The organism is Segatella salivae DSM 15606, from assembly GCF_000185845.1.
Lineage (GTDB): Bacteria > Bacteroidota > Bacteroidia > Bacteroidales > Bacteroidaceae > Prevotella > Prevotella salivae.
The window spans coordinates 2,337,648-2,354,496 of record NZ_GL629647.1 but is presented as its reverse complement, the minus strand read 5'-3'; the positions used below and the strand labels follow the sequence as shown (position 1 = coordinate 2,354,496).

Sequence of the window (16,849 nt, the reverse complement as noted above, 5' to 3'; positions counted from 1 at the left end):
GGACAATCCTCAATCAGCAGAATTCTAAAGACTGGTTCTGGAAAGTTGACTATAACTTTACTTACAACAAGAACAAGATTACAAAGCTAACTGGCGGTAGTGCAGACTACTATGTATCACCAAGTGGAATGGGAATATCAGCAGGTATAGGTCTAAACGCAGGCGCACATAAAGTTGGTTATCCTGCAAACTCATTCCTTGTATATCAACAAGTGTATGATCAGAACGGCAAACCTATTGAAGGTGCTGTCGTAGATCGTAATGCAGATGGACAAATAACAGATGCAGATCGCTATATTTATAAGCAAGCTGCGCCCCCTGTTACCATGGGTTTATCATCTCGTTTGGAATATAAGAACTGGGACTTTGGCTTTAGTTTCCGTGCAAACATCGGCAACTATGTTTATAATGACAAGTATGCTGGTCGTGCAAACATGAGTACTTCCGAGATTGTTGCACCTTCAAACTATCTCTCTAACCGTCCAGTTGCACTCTTAGCTGACAATTGGCAGACCTATGATGAACATGCTTTCTTGAGTGATCGCTGGGTTCAGAATGCTTCATTCCTAAAGCTTGACAACGTAACTTTAGGCTACAGTTTCAATAAACTGTTTAATACGAGCATCTCAGGACGCATATATGGCACCGCATCTAACCTATTAACGATTACCAAATATGACGGCATTGACCCTGAAGTTACAAACTTTGTTGACGGCAAATGGGTCATGGGAATTGACAACAATATGTATCCACGTCCAATGTCATTCATCCTTGGTGTCAATCTAAACTTCTAACTTTAAGAATTGTATGAAAAAATATTTCAAAACTATACTTCCGGCAGCAACTCTTTTGCTGTCAATGGGATTAAGTTCATGTATAGGTGACCTCGACGTTACACCCATAGATCCAAACAAGAACACTAATCCTAAATCAGATCAGCTATTTACTAAGTGCTACGCTGACCTCGCATTGGCTGGTCAAAGCGGTCCCGATGGAGACTGTGATATCGATGGTTTAGACGGCGGTACGACTGGTTTCGTGCGCCAACTATTCAATACCAACGAGCTGCCTACAGACGAAGCAATCTGTAACTGGGGTGATCCTGGCATTGCAGAGTTTAATTATATCAGCTTCGACTCTAACCATCCTATGGCTAAAGGCTTTTATTATCGCCTGTACTTTGGTGTTACTATCTGCAATCAATACCTTGCAACATTTGCTGATGTAGATGAAACAAAGACTGCAGAAGTGCGTTTCTTGCGCGCATTGAACTATTATCACCTGATGGATCTCTATGGAAACGTTCCATTTACTGAGCAAGTTTCTGCCAAAGCAGCACCTCAATATACACGCAAACAGATGTATGATTTCCTTGAAAAAGAGTTGCTTGAGATTGAGCCTAAGCTCTCTGCAGCCACTCCAAAGAAATCAACCGACGCTGGTTATGGCCGTGTTGACAAAGCTGCTGCATGGATGTTACTTTCTCGTTTGTATCTCAATGCTCAGGTTTATACAGGAACTCCGCAGTGGCAAAAGGCTGCTGAATACGCTAAAAAGGTAATGGATTCCAACTATAAGCTTTATACTGGCGCAACCAAGAATGGCTGGACAGCTTATCAACAGCTTTTCATGGGCGACAATGGAGAGAATGGTGCCTCTGTAGAAGCAGTCTTCCCTATACTCCAAGATGGTAAGAAGACAGCCTCATGGGGTTCAACTTTATTCCTGATAGCAAGTACTTTTGATGCAGGAGTCACTGTAAATCCCAACGGAGTAGCTGGAAACAACACATCAGAGAACTGGGCTGGTAACCGCGCTCGCAAGAGTTTAATTGATAAATTCTTCCCAAATAACAACGCACCTTACGTACATGCCAACCAAATGGCAGCCGCTGCAGGTGATGACCGCGCACTCTTCGATGCCTTACAAGCCGATGGAAACAAGCGCAACATAGACCAAGCAAACGCTGATCAGATAGGCGTCTTCTCAAATGGCTTTGCAGTTGCCAAGTTCACTAACTTCCATTCGGATGGTACTGCAGGTCATGATGCTAAATTTTCTGATACAGATTTGTTCCTCATGCGTGTTGCAGAAGCTTATCTTACCTATGCAGAAGCAACGGCACGCCTTAATGGTGGACACACAACGACTGAGGGAACAGCTGCTATTAACGCTCTACGCAGACGTGCACATGCCCAAGAACGTACTACCGGTAGCTACACTTTAGACGACATTCTCGATGAATGGAGCCGTGAATTCTACTTTGAAGGACGTCGTCGTAGCGACCTTATTCGCTTCGGACGCTTTGGTGGTAACACCAATTATACATGGCCTTGGAAGGGTGGCGTGCATGAAGGTACGCAAGTTCCTGCTACAAAGAACATCTATGCTATACCGACAAGTGACGCCATTGTCAATCCAAACATCAAACAGAATCCTGGTTATTAATTCAGCATTTTAGGAAAGGAGACTCGCTCTCCCTTCCTATTCGAACAATTTATAAAATTGAATCACAATGAAAAATATATTGAAGTCTACTTTGTTACTCATGTGTGGAGCCTTCATTTTGGCCTCATGTGCAGACGACAACGACTCTAATCCTGTGCTGCAAAAGCCTACTTCGTTCGTCCTGAACACTCCCGCTTTGGCAACAAATGGTACATACGACCTTGCAAACTCTACGTCAGTAGAACTTACTTGCACGCAACCTAACTACGGGTTTCCTATCACAACAAATTATACTATCGAGGTAGCGACCAAGGCAGATATGTCGAACGCTACGAAGATGAGCACGAGTTTCAAGACTGCAAAGATTGATGTTGATGCGGCAGAAATGGCTGCTGCACTGACCGAGCAGGCTCTTAAGGAAGGTAAAACAGAAGCCGATTTCCCCATAGACATCCCTGTTTACATCCGTGCTAAGGCTACTCCAATCACTGCAATGGGTTCAGAAATCGACAGTTTGAAACATAGTTATGCGATTGAGTCAAATATTATCACGCTCAAACACGTTCATCTGGCTTTCTCATTACCTCCTGTAAATCTTCCCGAACATATCTATATTACGGGTAATTTCAATAATTGGTCTTGGGATAATCCATTGGATATGGTTATGGTTAATGGCTCTACCCACGTTTATTGGCATCTTGTTTACATTGATGATAGCGGTATCAAGTTCAACACTACAAAGAAATGGGATGGCAACGAAAAAGGCTTTGCCGGCATAACTGTAAATGCTTCCAGTGAATTGGGTAGCGAAATCAAGAGCCACGATGGTAATATTGCTTCGTCAAATCCTGGTTGGTATCTCATGATTGTAGATGCAAAGGTAGAAGGACGCGATATTAAGTATGATGTCACCTTCAACAAACCACAGGTTTATTTGATAGGAACTGCGACATCAGGAGACTGGACTGAGAATCAAGCCGACCAGCTATTTACAGTCCCAACAACAAAAGAAGGTCAGTTCGTTTCACCTGCTTTCGCTAAGAATACGACTGGAGATGGCGGCCTACGTGCCTATGTTAAGCTCCCCGGAACCGACTGGTGGAAGACCGAATTCATGGTATTCGACAAGAAGATCAAGTATCGTGGCACTGGTGGTGACCAAGAACGTATCAATGCTACGGCTGGACAGAAGCTCTATTTGAACTTCGGTAATGAAACGGGAGAAATCAAATAATCACCTAACAGATAAACAATAACACAATGAAAAAGTTTTCATTATATATCACAATCGCACTTGCAAGCCTCTTCTTTGGGTCTTGCAGTGACGATTATACAGACTGGGCAAACCCTCAATCGTATGCACAGGAAGACGCAATCAACCTACCTGGCTTCAAGGCTACAGCCACAAATGCTATCGATTTGAATCAACCTGGGGCACAGGTAAAGGCATTTACACTCAACGAAGCAACCCTTCCCGAAGGCTATAAGCTTGAGAACGCTCGCATAGAACTAACTGCCGACGGGGTAACTGATGCCAAAACAACAAGCGTTAAGGCCTCTGTTGCAGGCTTAGTTGACAGCACTTCTATCCAAAAAATAGTTGCCGATGCTTTCGGACTACGCCCTACTCCACGCACACTTAATGCCCATGTGTTTGTCAATGCCGTTAAAAACGGACAGGCAGCTTATATTGATGCAGGCACAACTAAAGTTGTTGTAACTCCTAAAGCGCCAAAGATTGACACCGAATATTACTTGACTGGTAATATCAATAACTGGAAAAACGATAACGATTCCTATCCCGTTAAGAACAGCGGTGCCGATGTTTACACTGATCCTGTATTCAGTATTACACTCACAGAGGCACAAGTTGCAACCTTAGATAAGGTGGAATTCAAACTCACTCCAAAGTCAAAGATAGGCACAGGCGACTGGTCTGAGTGCATCGCTGCAGCCAAAGAAGAGGGCAAACTCTCTGCAAACAACGCAGGCGGCAACTTGAGTTTCGACATTGTTCCTGGTGCAAAGGTCTATAAACTCACTTTCAACTTGCTTGATCAGACATGGAGTTGCACCCCACTTAGCTTCGATGACTATCTCTATATGGCTGGAAATGCAAATGGTTGGAAGCATATTGACTACCTCTATGGTAAGGAACATGACGGCAAATACACTGGTTTCATGTATCTGGATCAGCAAGGTTTCAAGTTCTGTACACAGCCTTCATGGAATGGTGACAACTATGGCGCAGGCCTTTCTACTACAGGTGGCAACATCATCATAAGCGAACCAGAAGGCTACTACAAAGTAGATGTCGACCTTGCCAACTCTACGATGAGCCTCACTGCTATCACTCGCATCGGTGTTATCGGTGATGCTACTGTAGGAGGTTGGGGAAGTGACCAGGCAATGACTTACAATAAGACCGACCGTGCATGGGAGATTAACAACATAGTACTATCGAATGGTAGCATAAAATTCCGTGCAAACAACGGCTGGGACATTAATTGGGGCGGCACCGTTAATAAGTTAACTACAGACAACGGAGCTAACATCGCCGTTACAGCAGGTACATACAACATCAAGTTCTATGCCTGGGCTGATGGTAAAGGCAAGTGCGAAATCACACCTGTTGCCCCTGCTAAGCGTCGTAAATAAAAGAAAGAATTACCTGTTTTACAGGATTTTCATGAATTAAAGAATGAAGATGGCCCTTGGATGTGATATCCGGGGGCCTCTTTTTTATGCTCCCTTCATGCCTAATCACATACGAATGAAAAACCTATTACACTCCTCTTGTCGTAAATTTTCATTCATAGCGGATGATAACATAAATCGTTTGACCAAAACCCACACTGTATTTTCACTTCCATATAGACATAAATCGTTCCTCCTTTTATATTGGAAAGTGCCTCCATTAAGATAAAATCAATCCATGAAAACTATCTTCTTGTAATACAATCACTTACAAACAGCCTATCAAAACCATGCAAACAACCTCACAATTGCAGGCAAATTACCACACGCTTTGCATCACTTTATCACGTGTTTTGACGCAAATCATTTTATCATTACTCATGGGTTAAATAATAATGTAGATAGAAACGCAATACCATAGCACACAATTTGATTGCAAACAAAACTCACAGTGGTACATATCGCCGTAGGTATTGCGCCGGTATCCCAATGGATGTATTTGGCATTGCGAATGTTGTAACGACGCAACTCGGTACGAGTTGTGCTTTTGATAGCCCGGGGTTGGCGAGGAACGAGCCTACCCCGGGTGAGCGTTTGCATTGGGATTCAACGCCATAGGTGTTGAGCTTTTTCCAAGAAAGCATGGCTATAGTGATGGAATTAATGGTGGATTACGCTTAGAAAGCGTAACACCTATGGCGTTGTTCCCCACACACAACACCTCAACCTTGGGTAGCCTGCGCTATCGTTTGGCACCCCCGGGGAAGCATCCGCAAGGAGATTCAATGCTGTATGCATTGAGATTATTAGGAGAACACATCGTTTTCGTCTCCTCATATGTTTCTATTTTAGGGCCGACTCCATAATTTTATTTGCGTTATCAATGCGCTCTTGTGTCGGAGGTTCAACGCCTTTGAGGGGATAATCAAGGTGAAGTTCGTCGTATTTATACGTACCTAAGGTGTGATAAGGCAAGATATCAATGCGCTCAATGTTATGAAGCGTGTTGAGAAAAGCGGCAAGTTCGTGCAGATATTCATCGTTGTCAGTGATTCCCGGAATAAGAACGTGACGTATCCAAACAGGCTTTTGAATCTCAGAAAGATAGCGGGCACAATCAAGGATGTTATGGTTTGTGAACTTTGTTAGCTTGCGGTGTTCCTCATCTCGAATGTGTTTGATGTCTAATAGCACTGTATCGGTGACCTTCATCAGGCGTTCAAACTTCGTGAACCATAAGCCATTGCGTGTAAATGGCTGGGCCGATGTGTCAAGACAAGTATTGATTTGTCGTGCGTGGGCTTTCTCTAAAAGCTCTATTAAGAAGTCTATTTGCAGCAAAGCCTCGCCTCCGCTGATCGTAATTCCACCCTTTTCGCCCCAATAAGTGCGATAACGTTCGGCCTGATCCAATAGTTCATCGGCCGTCATGGGCTTTACTTTGTTTTGTTTCCACGTATCAGGATTGTGACAAAACAGGCAGCGCATGGGGCAGCCTTGCAGGAAAATGATATATCGAATGCCTGGACCATCGACAGAACCAAAGGTCTCTATGGAGTGAACATAACCCACATGACCTTGTGAAGAGCGTGTTGACGAGCCTTGAAGTGCATTATCCTTGTTCATGATTTCAAAATGTTTATGTCCTAATTTGAAAGGACGCCCTCCGTCACTCCCTTTGAACAGAAAGGACAGAGGGCGCATATAGTAACCCTATTGAGAAGTTTTGGTCTATAGTCTGCCGTGAGCCTGGCGTGCAATCACATCGAGTTGTTGCTCTCTTGTGAGGTCAATGAACTTCACAGCATAGCCACTTACGCGGATAGTAAAGTTCTGATATTCTTCCTTTTCGGGGTGTTCCATCGCGTCTTTCAACTTATCTACGCCGAAGACATTAACGTTTAGATGGTGTGCTCCCTGGTCAAAATATCCGTCCATCACGCCAACTAACGTGCGAGAACGCTCCTCATCATCGTGTCCTAAGGCATCGGGTGAGATGGTTTGTGTATTAGATATACCATCAAGAGCATACTCATAAGGAAGCTTAGCCACAGAGTTCAGCGAAGCTAACAAGCCATTTTGTTCTGCGCCATAAGACGGATTAGCTCCTGGTGCCAATGGAGTTTCGGCACGACGACCATCGGGCATGTTACCAGTATACTTGCCATATACGACATTAGAAGTAATGGTTAGGATGCTGGTTGTAGGCTCAGAGTTGCGATAAGTGTGGTATTTCTTAATCTTGTTCATAAAGGTTTTCAACAGCCATACAGCGATTTCGTCAGCTCGTTCGTCATCATTTCCATAACGAGGGAAGTCACCTTCTGTCTTATAGTCCTTGGCAAAACCCGACTCATCGCGTATAACATGCACCTTAGCATACTTGATTGCGCTGATAGAATCAACCACATGACTAAAGCCTGCGATACCCGTTGCGAAGGTACGGCGTACATCTGTGTCGATAAGTGCCATCTCTGCAGCCTCATAGAAGTACTTATCGTGCATGTAATGGATAAGATTTAACGTCTTAACATAAATGCCAGCAAGCCAGTCTAACATATCATCGAAGCGGGGAAGGAACTCATCATACGAGATGATGTCACTTGTAATGGGTCGGTAAGCAGGCCCAACTTGTTCGCGTGTTCGACCGTCTACGCCTCCATTTATGGCATAAAGCAGCGCCTTAGCAAGGTTAGCACGCGCACCGAAGAACTGCATTTCCTTACCTGTTTGCGTAGCACTTACACAGCAACATATCGAGTAATCGTCTCCCCAAATGGGTCGCATCACATCGTCATTCTCATATTGTATCGAACTGGTTTTAACCGAAATCTTCGCTGCATAAAGGCGGAATGCCTTAGGAAGTCGGCTGCTATACAACACCGTAAGGTTCGGTTCAGGTGATGGTCCCATGTTTTCGAGGGTGTGAAGGAAGCGGAAGTCACTCTTTGTTACCATCGAACGACCATCTATTCCCATACCAGCCACTTCGAGAGTAGCCCAAACTGGGTCTCCAGAGAACAGCTGATTATAAGACGGAATGCGTGCAAACTTGACCATTCTAAACTTCATCACGAGATGATCGATAAGTTCTTGTGCCTCCTCTTCAGTCAGTTTACCCTCCCGAATGTCTCGTTCCATGTATATATCAAGGAAAGTTGAGATGCGACCAACGGACATTGCCGCGCCGTTTTGAGTCTTAACAGCGCCAAGATAACCGAAATAGAGCCATTGAACGGCTTGAATTGCGTCATTAGCAGGCTGAGAAATATCGAAGCCATATATGGAAGCCATCTCCTTTAAGCCTTGTAATGCACGGATTTGCATGGCTACTTCCTCGCGAAGACGAATCACTTCATCAATCATTTCGCGGTCACCCATGTTCTGAAGGTCGCGCTTTTTCTCTGCAATCAAATAGTCGATACCATACAAAGCAACACGACGATAGTCGCCAACAATGCGTCCTCGTCCGTACGTATCAGGCAAACCAGTAAGTATATGGTTATGACGCACGTGCTTCATCTCATCAGTATACGCGTCAAAGACACCGTCATTGTGGGTCTTTACGTATTGAGAGAAGATGTGATGTAGCTTTTCTGACGGCTGATATCCATAGGTAGTACAAGCTTGTTCGGCCATTTTTATCCCCCCATAAGGCATGAAAGCACGCTTCAATGGCTTATCCGTTTGCAAACCAACTACGCGTTCTAAGTCCTTCGTTTCAGGGTCAATGTAACCTGGTCCGTAAGTCGTGAGCCCAGAAACTACTTCAGTTTCCATGTCAAGAACTCCGCCTTTGGCCCGCTCTTCCTTTTGAAGTGCGCGTAGTTTCTGCCACAATGTCTCAGTAGCATGGGTCGGTCCTGCTAAGAAAGTCTCATCCCCTTCATAGCTGGTATAGTTATTCTGAATGAAATCTCGTATGTTAACTTCAGATAACCACTTGTTTCCTTTGAAACCTCTCCATTCTTTTCTCATCTTAAAATCCTTTTAGTTTATATCTTGAAAACTTTATATTACGGCGTCTGTCAATGCAGAAAGCAAGACAAAACGCCGTTCCTCCCTTCATCATTCGTTTATCCGCGAATCATGGTTATCATCATCTTAAAGCGCTCTTCAGCTTTAACCGAGTGATGAGCACCACTTGGAATGATGAATGTTTCACCCGCTTTGATGTTGAAAACCTGTCCTTCTACGTTCAGTTGCATTACTCCTTCAATGACTTGTATAAGCGCATCGAAGGGTGCAGTGTGTTCCGATAGTCCCTGACCAGCATCAAAACTAAACAAGGTTACAGTGCCGGCGTTACTATGAATGAACTCCTTACTGACCACACCACCATTAGTATAATCGATAACTTCTGCTGCTTTAAATACTTTTCCTTTTTCAATTGTAGCCATAATAAATTTACTTTAATAGATAAATACTTTGTTTTCATGACCTCGTTGAGGTCATTTCCTTTTCTCATATATGTCTTCAGCAATTATAATGCCGATGATTTTACAGTAACAAATGTGACGATATTCCCACATTTTAATGTCAGTTCATGACTTCAGTTGTTGCAAACCACACCGCTATATGCCGCCCAACACGCCATCATACCATGGATATCAGAATGGGGCCTGACACTCAAAGTGTAATCTTTTGCCTGTTTTTGGATGGTCAAATGCCAGTTCTTCCGCATGAAGAAAAAGCCTTTGCGCCCCAGTTCCATAGAGTTCATCACCTCGAATGGGGTTGTTGAGCCCCTCAGCATGTGCACAATGCATGCGAAGTTGATGCGTCCTACCCGTTCGCGGATATAACTTCACACGACAATCATCCATAAATTGATAGTCAGTTACCGCCTCTTTGCCATGCACTTTATCGACAATTTGCCGTGGACGGTCAGTCAAATCAGGACGCAACGGCAAACAAATCTGTCCATGCTTTGCCCCTTTGTGTGGCACCGATAGCAAGGCAACATATTGTTTTTCCACGTGATGTTGCTTGAACTGTTGTTGCAGATTAACATACGATTCAACATTAAGTGCCACAACAAGTAGCCCACTTGTGGCCATGTCGAGACGGTGAACAATCAGTGGACCCGTTGCTTCGGGATGACGATGCAACACAAGCGAGCGCACACTTTCACGCTGATTTTTCCCTGGAACGCTTAACATCCCCGCGGGTTTACACACAACTGCGATGTCATTATCCTCGTAAATCCATTCCAAAGTCTGATGCGTCTCTTGCTCTAATGGGTTGGTTTCGACTTCAATTCCATGCAACATCCACCGCAATATCGGTTTACATTTGCCGTTACATGCCGGATAATATTGCAAATGATGACGTATTTCTTCCCGTGGACTGGCTCCCCACCAGAACATAGCCATACTGATTGGCTGCATCTGATGACGGAAAGCATATTGCAAAAGCTTTGGTTCACAACATTCACCACTACCTGCAGGCGGCACCATTGGATAGAAAATATCGAGTAAGTTCTTTTGATTTCCTTTGTCATCAAACATCAGAAAATGACTGAAAAGCCATCGTTGCAGTGCATCACTCCGTTGATGTCGTTCCGTCTTTAGGGCGTTGATATCGGCTTCTATGGCTTCAACCATAGCGCTCTTTGCTGCAATTTGTTGAGCGAACTGCTTTTTCTTTCGATGCAATTCGGCTTTTAGGAACTGCGAACGCCTTATCATTTCGGGTGTCAACACTTGTGGTCTGCCCTCTTTTTCACGTTTAATCTCCACCTTAAAAGCCTCAATCTCCCTTTCTGCCTCATCCACTTCGTCGTGCCATTGCTGCCTTGCCACTTCCAATTCACGGCTATTTTCAAGGGCATTAATACGCTCGTTGAGTGCTGAAATCATAGCTTCGTGCTGCTTGAAATAGCCATTTGGCTGCAAATAGTCAAACACTGCTGGCACAAATCCGGGCCAATCGCTTCGGCCATTAATCTGTCCGCTGTAGCCCGAGAGATAGCCAATGTCGCGCCCTTTCTTTACAATCAGCACGCCAAACATCTTTCCTTGGTCTATTTCGGCTTTGAATTCAGGTGCCGATGCTACTATTTTGCGCTGCACTTCGCTTGCTGCTGCACGACAAAGCGCATCTGGTTTATAGTAGAACGGATTGTTCATGCGTTCCGGAAGCACATGCGTTGAGGCATCAAGTGGATGGAATATCATTTCAAACGGCTTCGATCTATTATCTCAATTGTCTTTCCATCTACGCGAATAACACCCTCTTTCTCAAATTCACTGAGTACTCTTAGGAGCGAAAACTTCTGTATTCCAAACGAGTCGGCTATCTCTTGACGACTTCGAGTAAGGCGAATGGTGTTGGAGTTTTGCTCTCCTGCACGCTCAAGTAGCAGGTAAGCAACCTTTTCTCTGACTGTAAACAGACTCAGAACCTTCATCTTATGCGTCAAGAACACATCGATATTCGACAACGAACGAATATAGTTCATGCGAATATCTGCGTCATCATCAATAAGCTTTTTCAGTGTTTGGGGAGTCATTCTCAGTAGTGTCACCTCGGAATCTGTCTCTACACTCACGGGCATACTATTGTTTTTAGCAAAGATAAAGGCTGGTGCAATGAGGTTACCCGGCCGAAGTCGTGTCACCTCCACTTGCTTTCCACTGAGTGAAACCATACGGCAGATGAGACTTCCGCTAAGTACTATGTCGGCAAACCTACAGGGCATACCAGCCAAAGTGTACACATCGCGCGGTGCAAAGTTTATGATTTGGTAGCTGATATTGCCCAATGCGAGGTCTATACTGAGTGTACTCATGCCCGCAAAGAGTGGACATTTCTGCAAGACTTGCATCATTTGGTCGTTTGTCATGCTTTGGATTGCGATTTGTTATAATAGTGCAAATTTAGTAATAAAAAGCCTATTAATGATTCACTACACCGAAAAAAGCTATAACTTTACCGAGAAATAAGTATTGATTTATGATGAAAAGAACAATTATTGGTTGGTTATTCATGTGTTTTGCGATAGCAATGAGCGCACAAAACCTAAAGTTTAAGGATGGAAAATTCAAGATAATACAGTTTACGGACTTACATTATAAGTTAGGAAATCCTGCATCTCGTCAGGCAACTGATTGCCTTTATGAGATTGTAAAGGCTGAACAGCCCGACTTAATCGTCCTTACTGGCGACGTAATCTATTCCAAACCGGGAGACATGTGCCTACAACAAATCCTCAATATCATGTCTGATTTAAAGGTTCCTTTCTGTTATCTCTTGGGCAATCATGACCCAGAACAGGGCACGCCTGTAAGCCAATTGTATGACCAAGCGCAACAAAACACTTACTGTGTACAGCCAAAACGCAATGGAAACGCACTTGACTTCGCGTTGCCAATCAAGTCGTCTGACGGCGCAAAGACAGCCGCTGTGATTTATGGAATGGATACACATGAGTATTGTAAGATGCCTGGTGTGGGTGGATATCAATGGCTTACGTGGAATCAAATCGGTCGTTATCGCAACTGGGCTGCCTCATTCAAGCGTGAGAATGGAGGCAAACCTATACCTGCTTTGATGTTTATGCACTATCCATTACCCGAATATAACGATGCCGTTGCCAACACTCAAGTGACTCTTATCGGTACAAGAATGGAACGAGCTTACGCACCTAATCTCAATAGTGGTATGTTTTCAGCCCTCAGATCAATGGGCGATGTGATGGGAGTCTTTTGTGGTCATGACCATGATAACGACTACTCACTGATGTATTACCATGTACTCTTGGCGCATGGCCGCTTTTCTGGTGGTAACACGGAGTACAATCATCTTCGTAATGGCGCACGCATCATCGTGCTTTATGAAGGCCAACGCAAGTTCGATACCTACATTCGTGAGCGTGGAGGGCAAGTGCTCTATCCTACAACCTACCCAAATAGCTATGAGAAAGACGACTGGAAGAAACGTGACGGCACGCGATAAATGACATCAAAAGCTGTGATTTTCCATGCGATTTATAAAAGAATATAACATATATGTGGCTTGTTTATGACACGTTATCATTGATATTCCAATGAAACGCGCCACAAATAATGATTTAATGTGATTTTCCCAATGCCATAGGTGTTGTAGTTTTTTGACGCAATCCAGCATAAATTTTAGCGTGAAAAAACGACAATCATGATATAAAAAGAACGTTTCAACGCTGTAAGTGTTGCGCTTTCTAAGCGCAATCCGCTATGAATGCTCTCGCTATAACCATGCCTTCATAGAAAAAGCTCAACACCGATGGCGTTGAATCCCCTTGCGAATACTCACCCGGGGTAGGCTCGTTCCTCGCCAACCCCAGGCTATCAAAAGAACAACTCGTACCGAGTTGCGAGATGAGAACATTCGTAGTGATAGATGTGTTCATTGGAATAATAACACAATACCTACGGCGTTACATGGCCGCAACATTCACTATAACAAATACATTCATTGCCAAAACATAACAACACAAATGATATTGGTGACTAATGAAATTTACCTTGTTGAAGGGTTAATTGGGAATAACAAACCTGTTGATATTAAACTGGAAAATGATATGACGCAAACGACCGGGTGATTTGACGCATTTCAGGCGATGAAATGACGGAGATTACACGATAAAATGAGGCATATCGCGGTGTGAACCAATCACTATCCCGCCATGGAATTACACAAAATAGCTGATGAAGGATTTGATTCTGTGCTGTTGGCATAGTGGATTATCATTGCACTTCGCCAAAAATCCTTTCATTTTCGCCCTGCACTTACCTAAACATTTCAAGGCTTAAAACGCACTAAGAAAGGCTTTTGATGAATAAAAGTAACGCGCGTCATTGTGCAACAGAACTCATAATAAAGCAACAGACATGAGGTTTTATGCGTAAATTTACCTACATTTGCACTACAATTAACAAAGAAGTGTAATCTAAATCGTAACTAAAAAATGACTCATTATATTATTTCAGCCATTATTTTTGCCTTGGCCCTCATCACAACGCTTTGCAGTCTGTTCATTGAAGACAAAAAAATTGAAGACGAAGAAAAGCGGAAAAAGAAGATAATAAAAGATGCTATATTAGCTATAGTATGGACTTTTTTGCTGATATCCCACATCATTTACATCATGCATGAGCGTTAAACATAGCACAAGATTCGTTTCCTCACACAAGGTTTTGTATGGAGGAAACGAATCATATGTATTGTTATTCTGCGAATTTCTTTAGTTCATACAAGGCAGGTGTAGCCTCTCCACTCTCACTATCGAATAGAGGTGCATTGTACCAATTGCTCATTTGTGTATTAAACGCATTAAATTCAGGCCACCACCAGAATAAACCTGTCACATGTTTATGGCCCTTTAGCATAGTGATGAGGTCTGAAGTGAAACGTTGTTGGCCTTGAAGTGAGTAAGGATATTGGCTAGAATAGTCGAAAGTTGAACCTCCAACACCCCACTTATAAGGGTAACCCGTTTCAACAAGCATAATGTTTTTGTTCGCAAAAGCCTGCTCTAAGCGCGATATAGCAGCGTCGAGTTCGTTCATTGAACCATGGAAATAAGGATAATAACTCAAGCCAATGACGTCGTAATCTATCTTGGCTAACTGCATCTGTTGATAGAAATTCATCAATGCTTGATAATTAGCGTTGTCGTGTTGTTGGGAAGTTGACACGCGCTCGGTATGCAAAATGATTTTTGCTTTGGGGCAAACCTCTCTACAAGCTGTGGTTGCTGCCCGCAAGAGTTGTGTGAAACGAGCCCAATTTTCCTGTGGAGATGTGGGGTAACAAACCTTTGCTGATGCCTTGTTTACTCCCCAAAGCATTCCATAACTGATTTCATTTCCCGTCTGAATCAACTCTGGTGAAACGCCGTTTTCATTCATTTTCTTCAACACCTCCGCTGTATAGGTCTTGATTTTTGCAGCTAATTGTGCATCATTTAGACTTGCCCAAGCCTTCGGAGTCCATTGTTTTCCGGGGTCAGCCCACGTGTCAGAGTAATGAAAATCGAGTAGAATCTTGAAGCCAGCAGCCTTGATTTGTTTCGCCAAAGGCAAGATATAAGCGAGATCTTGGCATGCGTTTGCATCGCGATCTTCACCTTGATAGTCGGCAGGATTTACGAAAAGACGAAGTCGCATGGTGTTCCAGCTAGCCTTCTTAAATAGTGCAAGCGGACTCGTTGGCGTTCCTTTGTCTTTATAAATGGCATGCGCTTGTTCATATTTCGGTAGCAGTGAGATGTCACCCCCTACGTATTTCACCCCTTCTTCGATAGGCGTTGTGTTGGGTTTCTGTGTTGGTTTCTTCTCTGGTGCAATTTCATTACTGCCACAAGCAGTAGTAATGGTTAGCAATGTAAATGCTAAAAGGACAGTTGTTCGTATCAGTTTTTTCATTATTTTGTTTGTTTTTTTCGGATGCAAAGATACAAAAAAACTGATAAAAGCCTTAGAAATTCGGAAATCTTTCATCGTGGTTAGCCTTCACTGCCATACATTCCATCTCAATAAGCCAGCCTGGTCGGCACACGGGAGCATGGAGAAGGACATAAGGAGTATGAGGGAATTGCTCATGAAACATCGTAGAAACCACTGCATAATCAGCTGGGTCACGCAGATAAACGAGGGCAAAGGCGATATCATCAAAGTGCATTTCGGCCTCATCGAGTATGGCATCAACATTCTCCCACATGCGTTTTACCTGACGTTTGATATCATGCGGATAGACCACCTGTCCCTTATTGTCTATACTTGCAGTGCCCGACACGAAGACATGTCGGCGATCTCCGTAGTCGATTTGCGTCGCTCTTTCGAAGCTTACGCCATATTCGCTCGTGCGATTCATGTGATCAAGCGCGTAGAGAAAAGTCATTTGGTTGGGCAAAAGACCTTTAATGGCGTAGGCATCCATACATACTGACACCTTCGAATCAGCCACTCTACCTCCTATTCCAGTACTCGATATGTAGTGTGTATTGGCAGTTAGGTCTTGAGTTACAAACACTTCATTGCGTGCTTTCACGACACCTTCATAGTTGTTATCAATGTCGTTGACGAAAAACCAGGTGCGAACACAGTTGTCTTTCAACGTACATTCGTTCTCTATCAGACGCATCACATAGTCTTCAAGCAATCGAGTTGTTTGATATTTTGAGTTGGATGAAGAGATGGTTTCACCTGCAATCCAAAGATATTCGTATGCTCCGTGCGTCACACGAGACACCCCTTGGGCGCAGTTTTGATTCTTTATGCCTTTTAAAACATATACCCATAGCGCCACTTTTGTACCATCTAATGGTGGCTGTTGAATCACAGAGAGCGCACAATCACATTCATCGGTGGCATAAACCTCGTCTTCTTGATTGGCAGCATCACTGAGAAAGTAACGTTTCATGACGGCTTCAGCGCCGGGCATCAACTGATTTCTCAGTTCATTATAACGCGAAATGACTTCTTGAAGCTGTGTCGTGAAGGCAGCATTTGGGTCGGATGCATGGATGATAAAAGAGGCTTCATCATTTATCTTGGTGCGAAAGGCCTCGCTTGGACCCTCAGAAATGAGCATAGGCAGGCTTGAAGTGCGTGGAGAAGTGAGGTTAGAATACTCCTCTTGAGTATTTTTCTGTATCATAAGCTATTATTAATTATTCTCTATTTGGTTTGTATTCTCATTATCACGCAAGTGCTTTCAC

13 protein-coding genes and 1 pseudogene are annotated in these 16,849 nt (G+C 43.6%); 6 read left to right on the top strand and 8 right to left on the bottom strand.

Going from position 1 to position 16,849, the window contains the following annotated elements; genetic code table 11:
- The 5 genes and pseudogenes from HMPREF9420_RS14760 to HMPREF9420_RS13580 form a co-directional block, all read left to right on the top strand.
- Positions 1-794 (top strand): annotated as a pseudogene (locus HMPREF9420_RS14760) (SusC/RagA family protein); the annotation flags it as partial.
- A 13-nt stretch (positions 795-807) separates the two neighbouring features.
- The gene (locus tag HMPREF9420_RS09310; RefSeq protein ID WP_007135387.1) at positions 808-2,448 is read left to right on the top strand and encodes a RagB/SusD family nutrient uptake outer membrane protein; all 1,641 of its coding nucleotides are present in this window, start codon (positions 808-810) and stop codon (positions 2,446-2,448) included.
- Positions 2,449-2,515: 67 nt separating this feature from the next.
- Positions 2,516-3,682, top strand: a complete 1,167-nt coding sequence (locus HMPREF9420_RS09305) for a SusF/SusE family outer membrane protein (protein WP_007135386.1) — start codon at positions 2,516-2,518, stop codon at positions 3,680-3,682.
- Positions 3,683-3,708: 26 nt separating this feature from the next.
- Positions 3,709-5,106 (top strand): Outer membrane protein SusF domain-containing protein, encoded by a 1,398-nt coding sequence (locus HMPREF9420_RS09300; RefSeq protein WP_007135385.1) that lies wholly within the window; start codon positions 3,709-3,711, stop codon positions 5,104-5,106.
- A gap of 468 nt (positions 5,107-5,574) precedes the next feature.
- Positions 5,575-5,763 (top strand): hypothetical protein, encoded by a 189-nt coding sequence (locus HMPREF9420_RS13580; protein ID WP_147625661.1) that lies wholly within the window; start codon positions 5,575-5,577, stop codon positions 5,761-5,763.
- A 225-nt stretch (positions 5,764-5,988) separates the two neighbouring features.
- Here the strand turns inward: HMPREF9420_RS13580 and pflA are convergent, their stop codons facing one another.
- From pflA to HMPREF9420_RS09275, 5 genes are all read right to left on the bottom strand, one after another.
- Entirely contained in the window at positions 5,989-6,771 is a 783-nt protein-coding gene (pflA, locus tag HMPREF9420_RS09295) for a pyruvate formate-lyase-activating protein (RefSeq protein WP_044078900.1), read from the bottom strand.
- Between the two features lie 105 nt (positions 6,772-6,876).
- The gene (pflB, locus tag HMPREF9420_RS09290) at positions 6,877-9,123 is read right to left on the bottom strand and encodes a formate C-acetyltransferase (protein WP_007135382.1); all 2,247 of its coding nucleotides are present in this window, start codon (positions 9,121-9,123) and stop codon (positions 6,877-6,879) included.
- A 98-nt stretch (positions 9,124-9,221) separates the two neighbouring features.
- Positions 9,222-9,545 carry a cupin domain-containing protein gene (locus HMPREF9420_RS09285; protein ID WP_007135381.1) on the bottom strand — a complete coding sequence of 108 codons (324 nt, stop codon included), beginning with the start codon at positions 9,543-9,545 and terminating at the stop codon, positions 9,222-9,224.
- Positions 9,546-9,755: 210 nt separating this feature from the next.
- Entirely contained in the window at positions 9,756-11,324 is a 1,569-nt protein-coding gene (locus tag HMPREF9420_RS09280; RefSeq protein WP_007135380.1) for an RluA family pseudouridine synthase, read from the bottom strand.
- The gene (locus tag HMPREF9420_RS09275) at positions 11,321-11,992 is read right to left on the bottom strand and encodes a Crp/Fnr family transcriptional regulator (protein WP_007135379.1); all 672 of its coding nucleotides are present in this window, start codon (positions 11,990-11,992) and stop codon (positions 11,321-11,323) included. Before HMPREF9420_RS09275 ends, HMPREF9420_RS09280 begins: the two co-directional genes overlap by 4 nt.
- 110 nt (positions 11,993-12,102) lie before the next feature.
- Between HMPREF9420_RS09275 and HMPREF9420_RS09270 the strand changes: the two genes are divergently transcribed.
- Positions 12,103-13,104 (top strand): metallophosphoesterase family protein, encoded by a 1,002-nt coding sequence (locus tag HMPREF9420_RS09270; protein ID WP_007135378.1) that lies wholly within the window; start codon positions 12,103-12,105, stop codon positions 13,102-13,104.
- A gap of 241 nt (positions 13,105-13,345) precedes the next feature.
- Here HMPREF9420_RS09270 and HMPREF9420_RS13575 read toward each other — a convergent pair whose 3' ends face one another.
- The 3 genes from HMPREF9420_RS13575 to HMPREF9420_RS09255 form a co-directional block, all read right to left on the bottom strand.
- Positions 13,346-13,537, bottom strand: a complete 192-nt coding sequence (locus tag HMPREF9420_RS13575) for a hypothetical protein (protein ID WP_248628102.1) — start codon at positions 13,535-13,537, stop codon at positions 13,346-13,348.
- An 817-nt stretch (positions 13,538-14,354) separates the two neighbouring features.
- Entirely contained in the window at positions 14,355-15,554 is a 1,200-nt protein-coding gene (locus HMPREF9420_RS09260) for a glycosyl hydrolase 53 family protein (protein WP_044078899.1), read from the bottom strand.
- 52 nt (positions 15,555-15,606) lie between these two features.
- Positions 15,607-16,788, bottom strand: coding sequence for a Rid family hydrolase (locus HMPREF9420_RS09255; RefSeq protein WP_007135375.1), 1,182 nt, complete (start codon positions 16,786-16,788; stop codon positions 15,607-15,609).
- Positions 16,789-16,849 lie beyond the last annotated feature (61 nt).

Coding starts and splice junctions, on each gene's coding strand:
- HMPREF9420_RS09300 (WP_007135385.1), top strand. CDS start 3,709: ATGAAAAAGTTTTCATTATATATCACAATCGCACTTGCAAGCCTCTTC.
- pflA (WP_044078900.1), bottom strand. CDS start 6,771: ATGAACAAGGATAATGCACTTCAAGGCTCGTCAACACGCTCTTCACAA.
- HMPREF9420_RS09255 (WP_007135375.1), bottom strand. CDS start 16,788: ATGATACAGAAAAATACTCAAGAGGAGTATTCTAACCTCACTTCTCCA.
- HMPREF9420_RS09270 (WP_007135378.1), top strand. CDS start 12,103: ATGATGAAAAGAACAATTATTGGTTGGTTATTCATGTGTTTTGCGATA.
- HMPREF9420_RS09310 (WP_007135387.1), top strand. CDS start 808: ATGAAAAAATATTTCAAAACTATACTTCCGGCAGCAACTCTTTTGCTG.
- HMPREF9420_RS09260 (WP_044078899.1), bottom strand. CDS start 15,554: ATGAAAAAACTGATACGAACAACTGTCCTTTTAGCATTTACATTGCTA.
- HMPREF9420_RS13575 (WP_248628102.1), bottom strand. CDS start 13,537: ATGAACACATCTATCACTACGAATGTTCTCATCTCGCAACTCGGTACG.
- HMPREF9420_RS09285 (WP_007135381.1), bottom strand. CDS start 9,545: ATGGCTACAATTGAAAAAGGAAAAGTATTTAAAGCAGCAGAAGTTATC.
- pflB (WP_007135382.1), bottom strand. CDS start 9,123: ATGAGAAAAGAATGGAGAGGTTTCAAAGGAAACAAGTGGTTATCTGAA.
- HMPREF9420_RS09305 (WP_007135386.1), top strand. CDS start 2,516: ATGAAAAATATATTGAAGTCTACTTTGTTACTCATGTGTGGAGCCTTC.
- HMPREF9420_RS09275 (WP_007135379.1), bottom strand. CDS start 11,992: ATGACAAACGACCAAATGATGCAAGTCTTGCAGAAATGTCCACTCTTT.
- HMPREF9420_RS09280 (WP_007135380.1), bottom strand. CDS start 11,324: ATGATATTCCATCCACTTGATGCCTCAACGCATGTGCTTCCGGAACGC.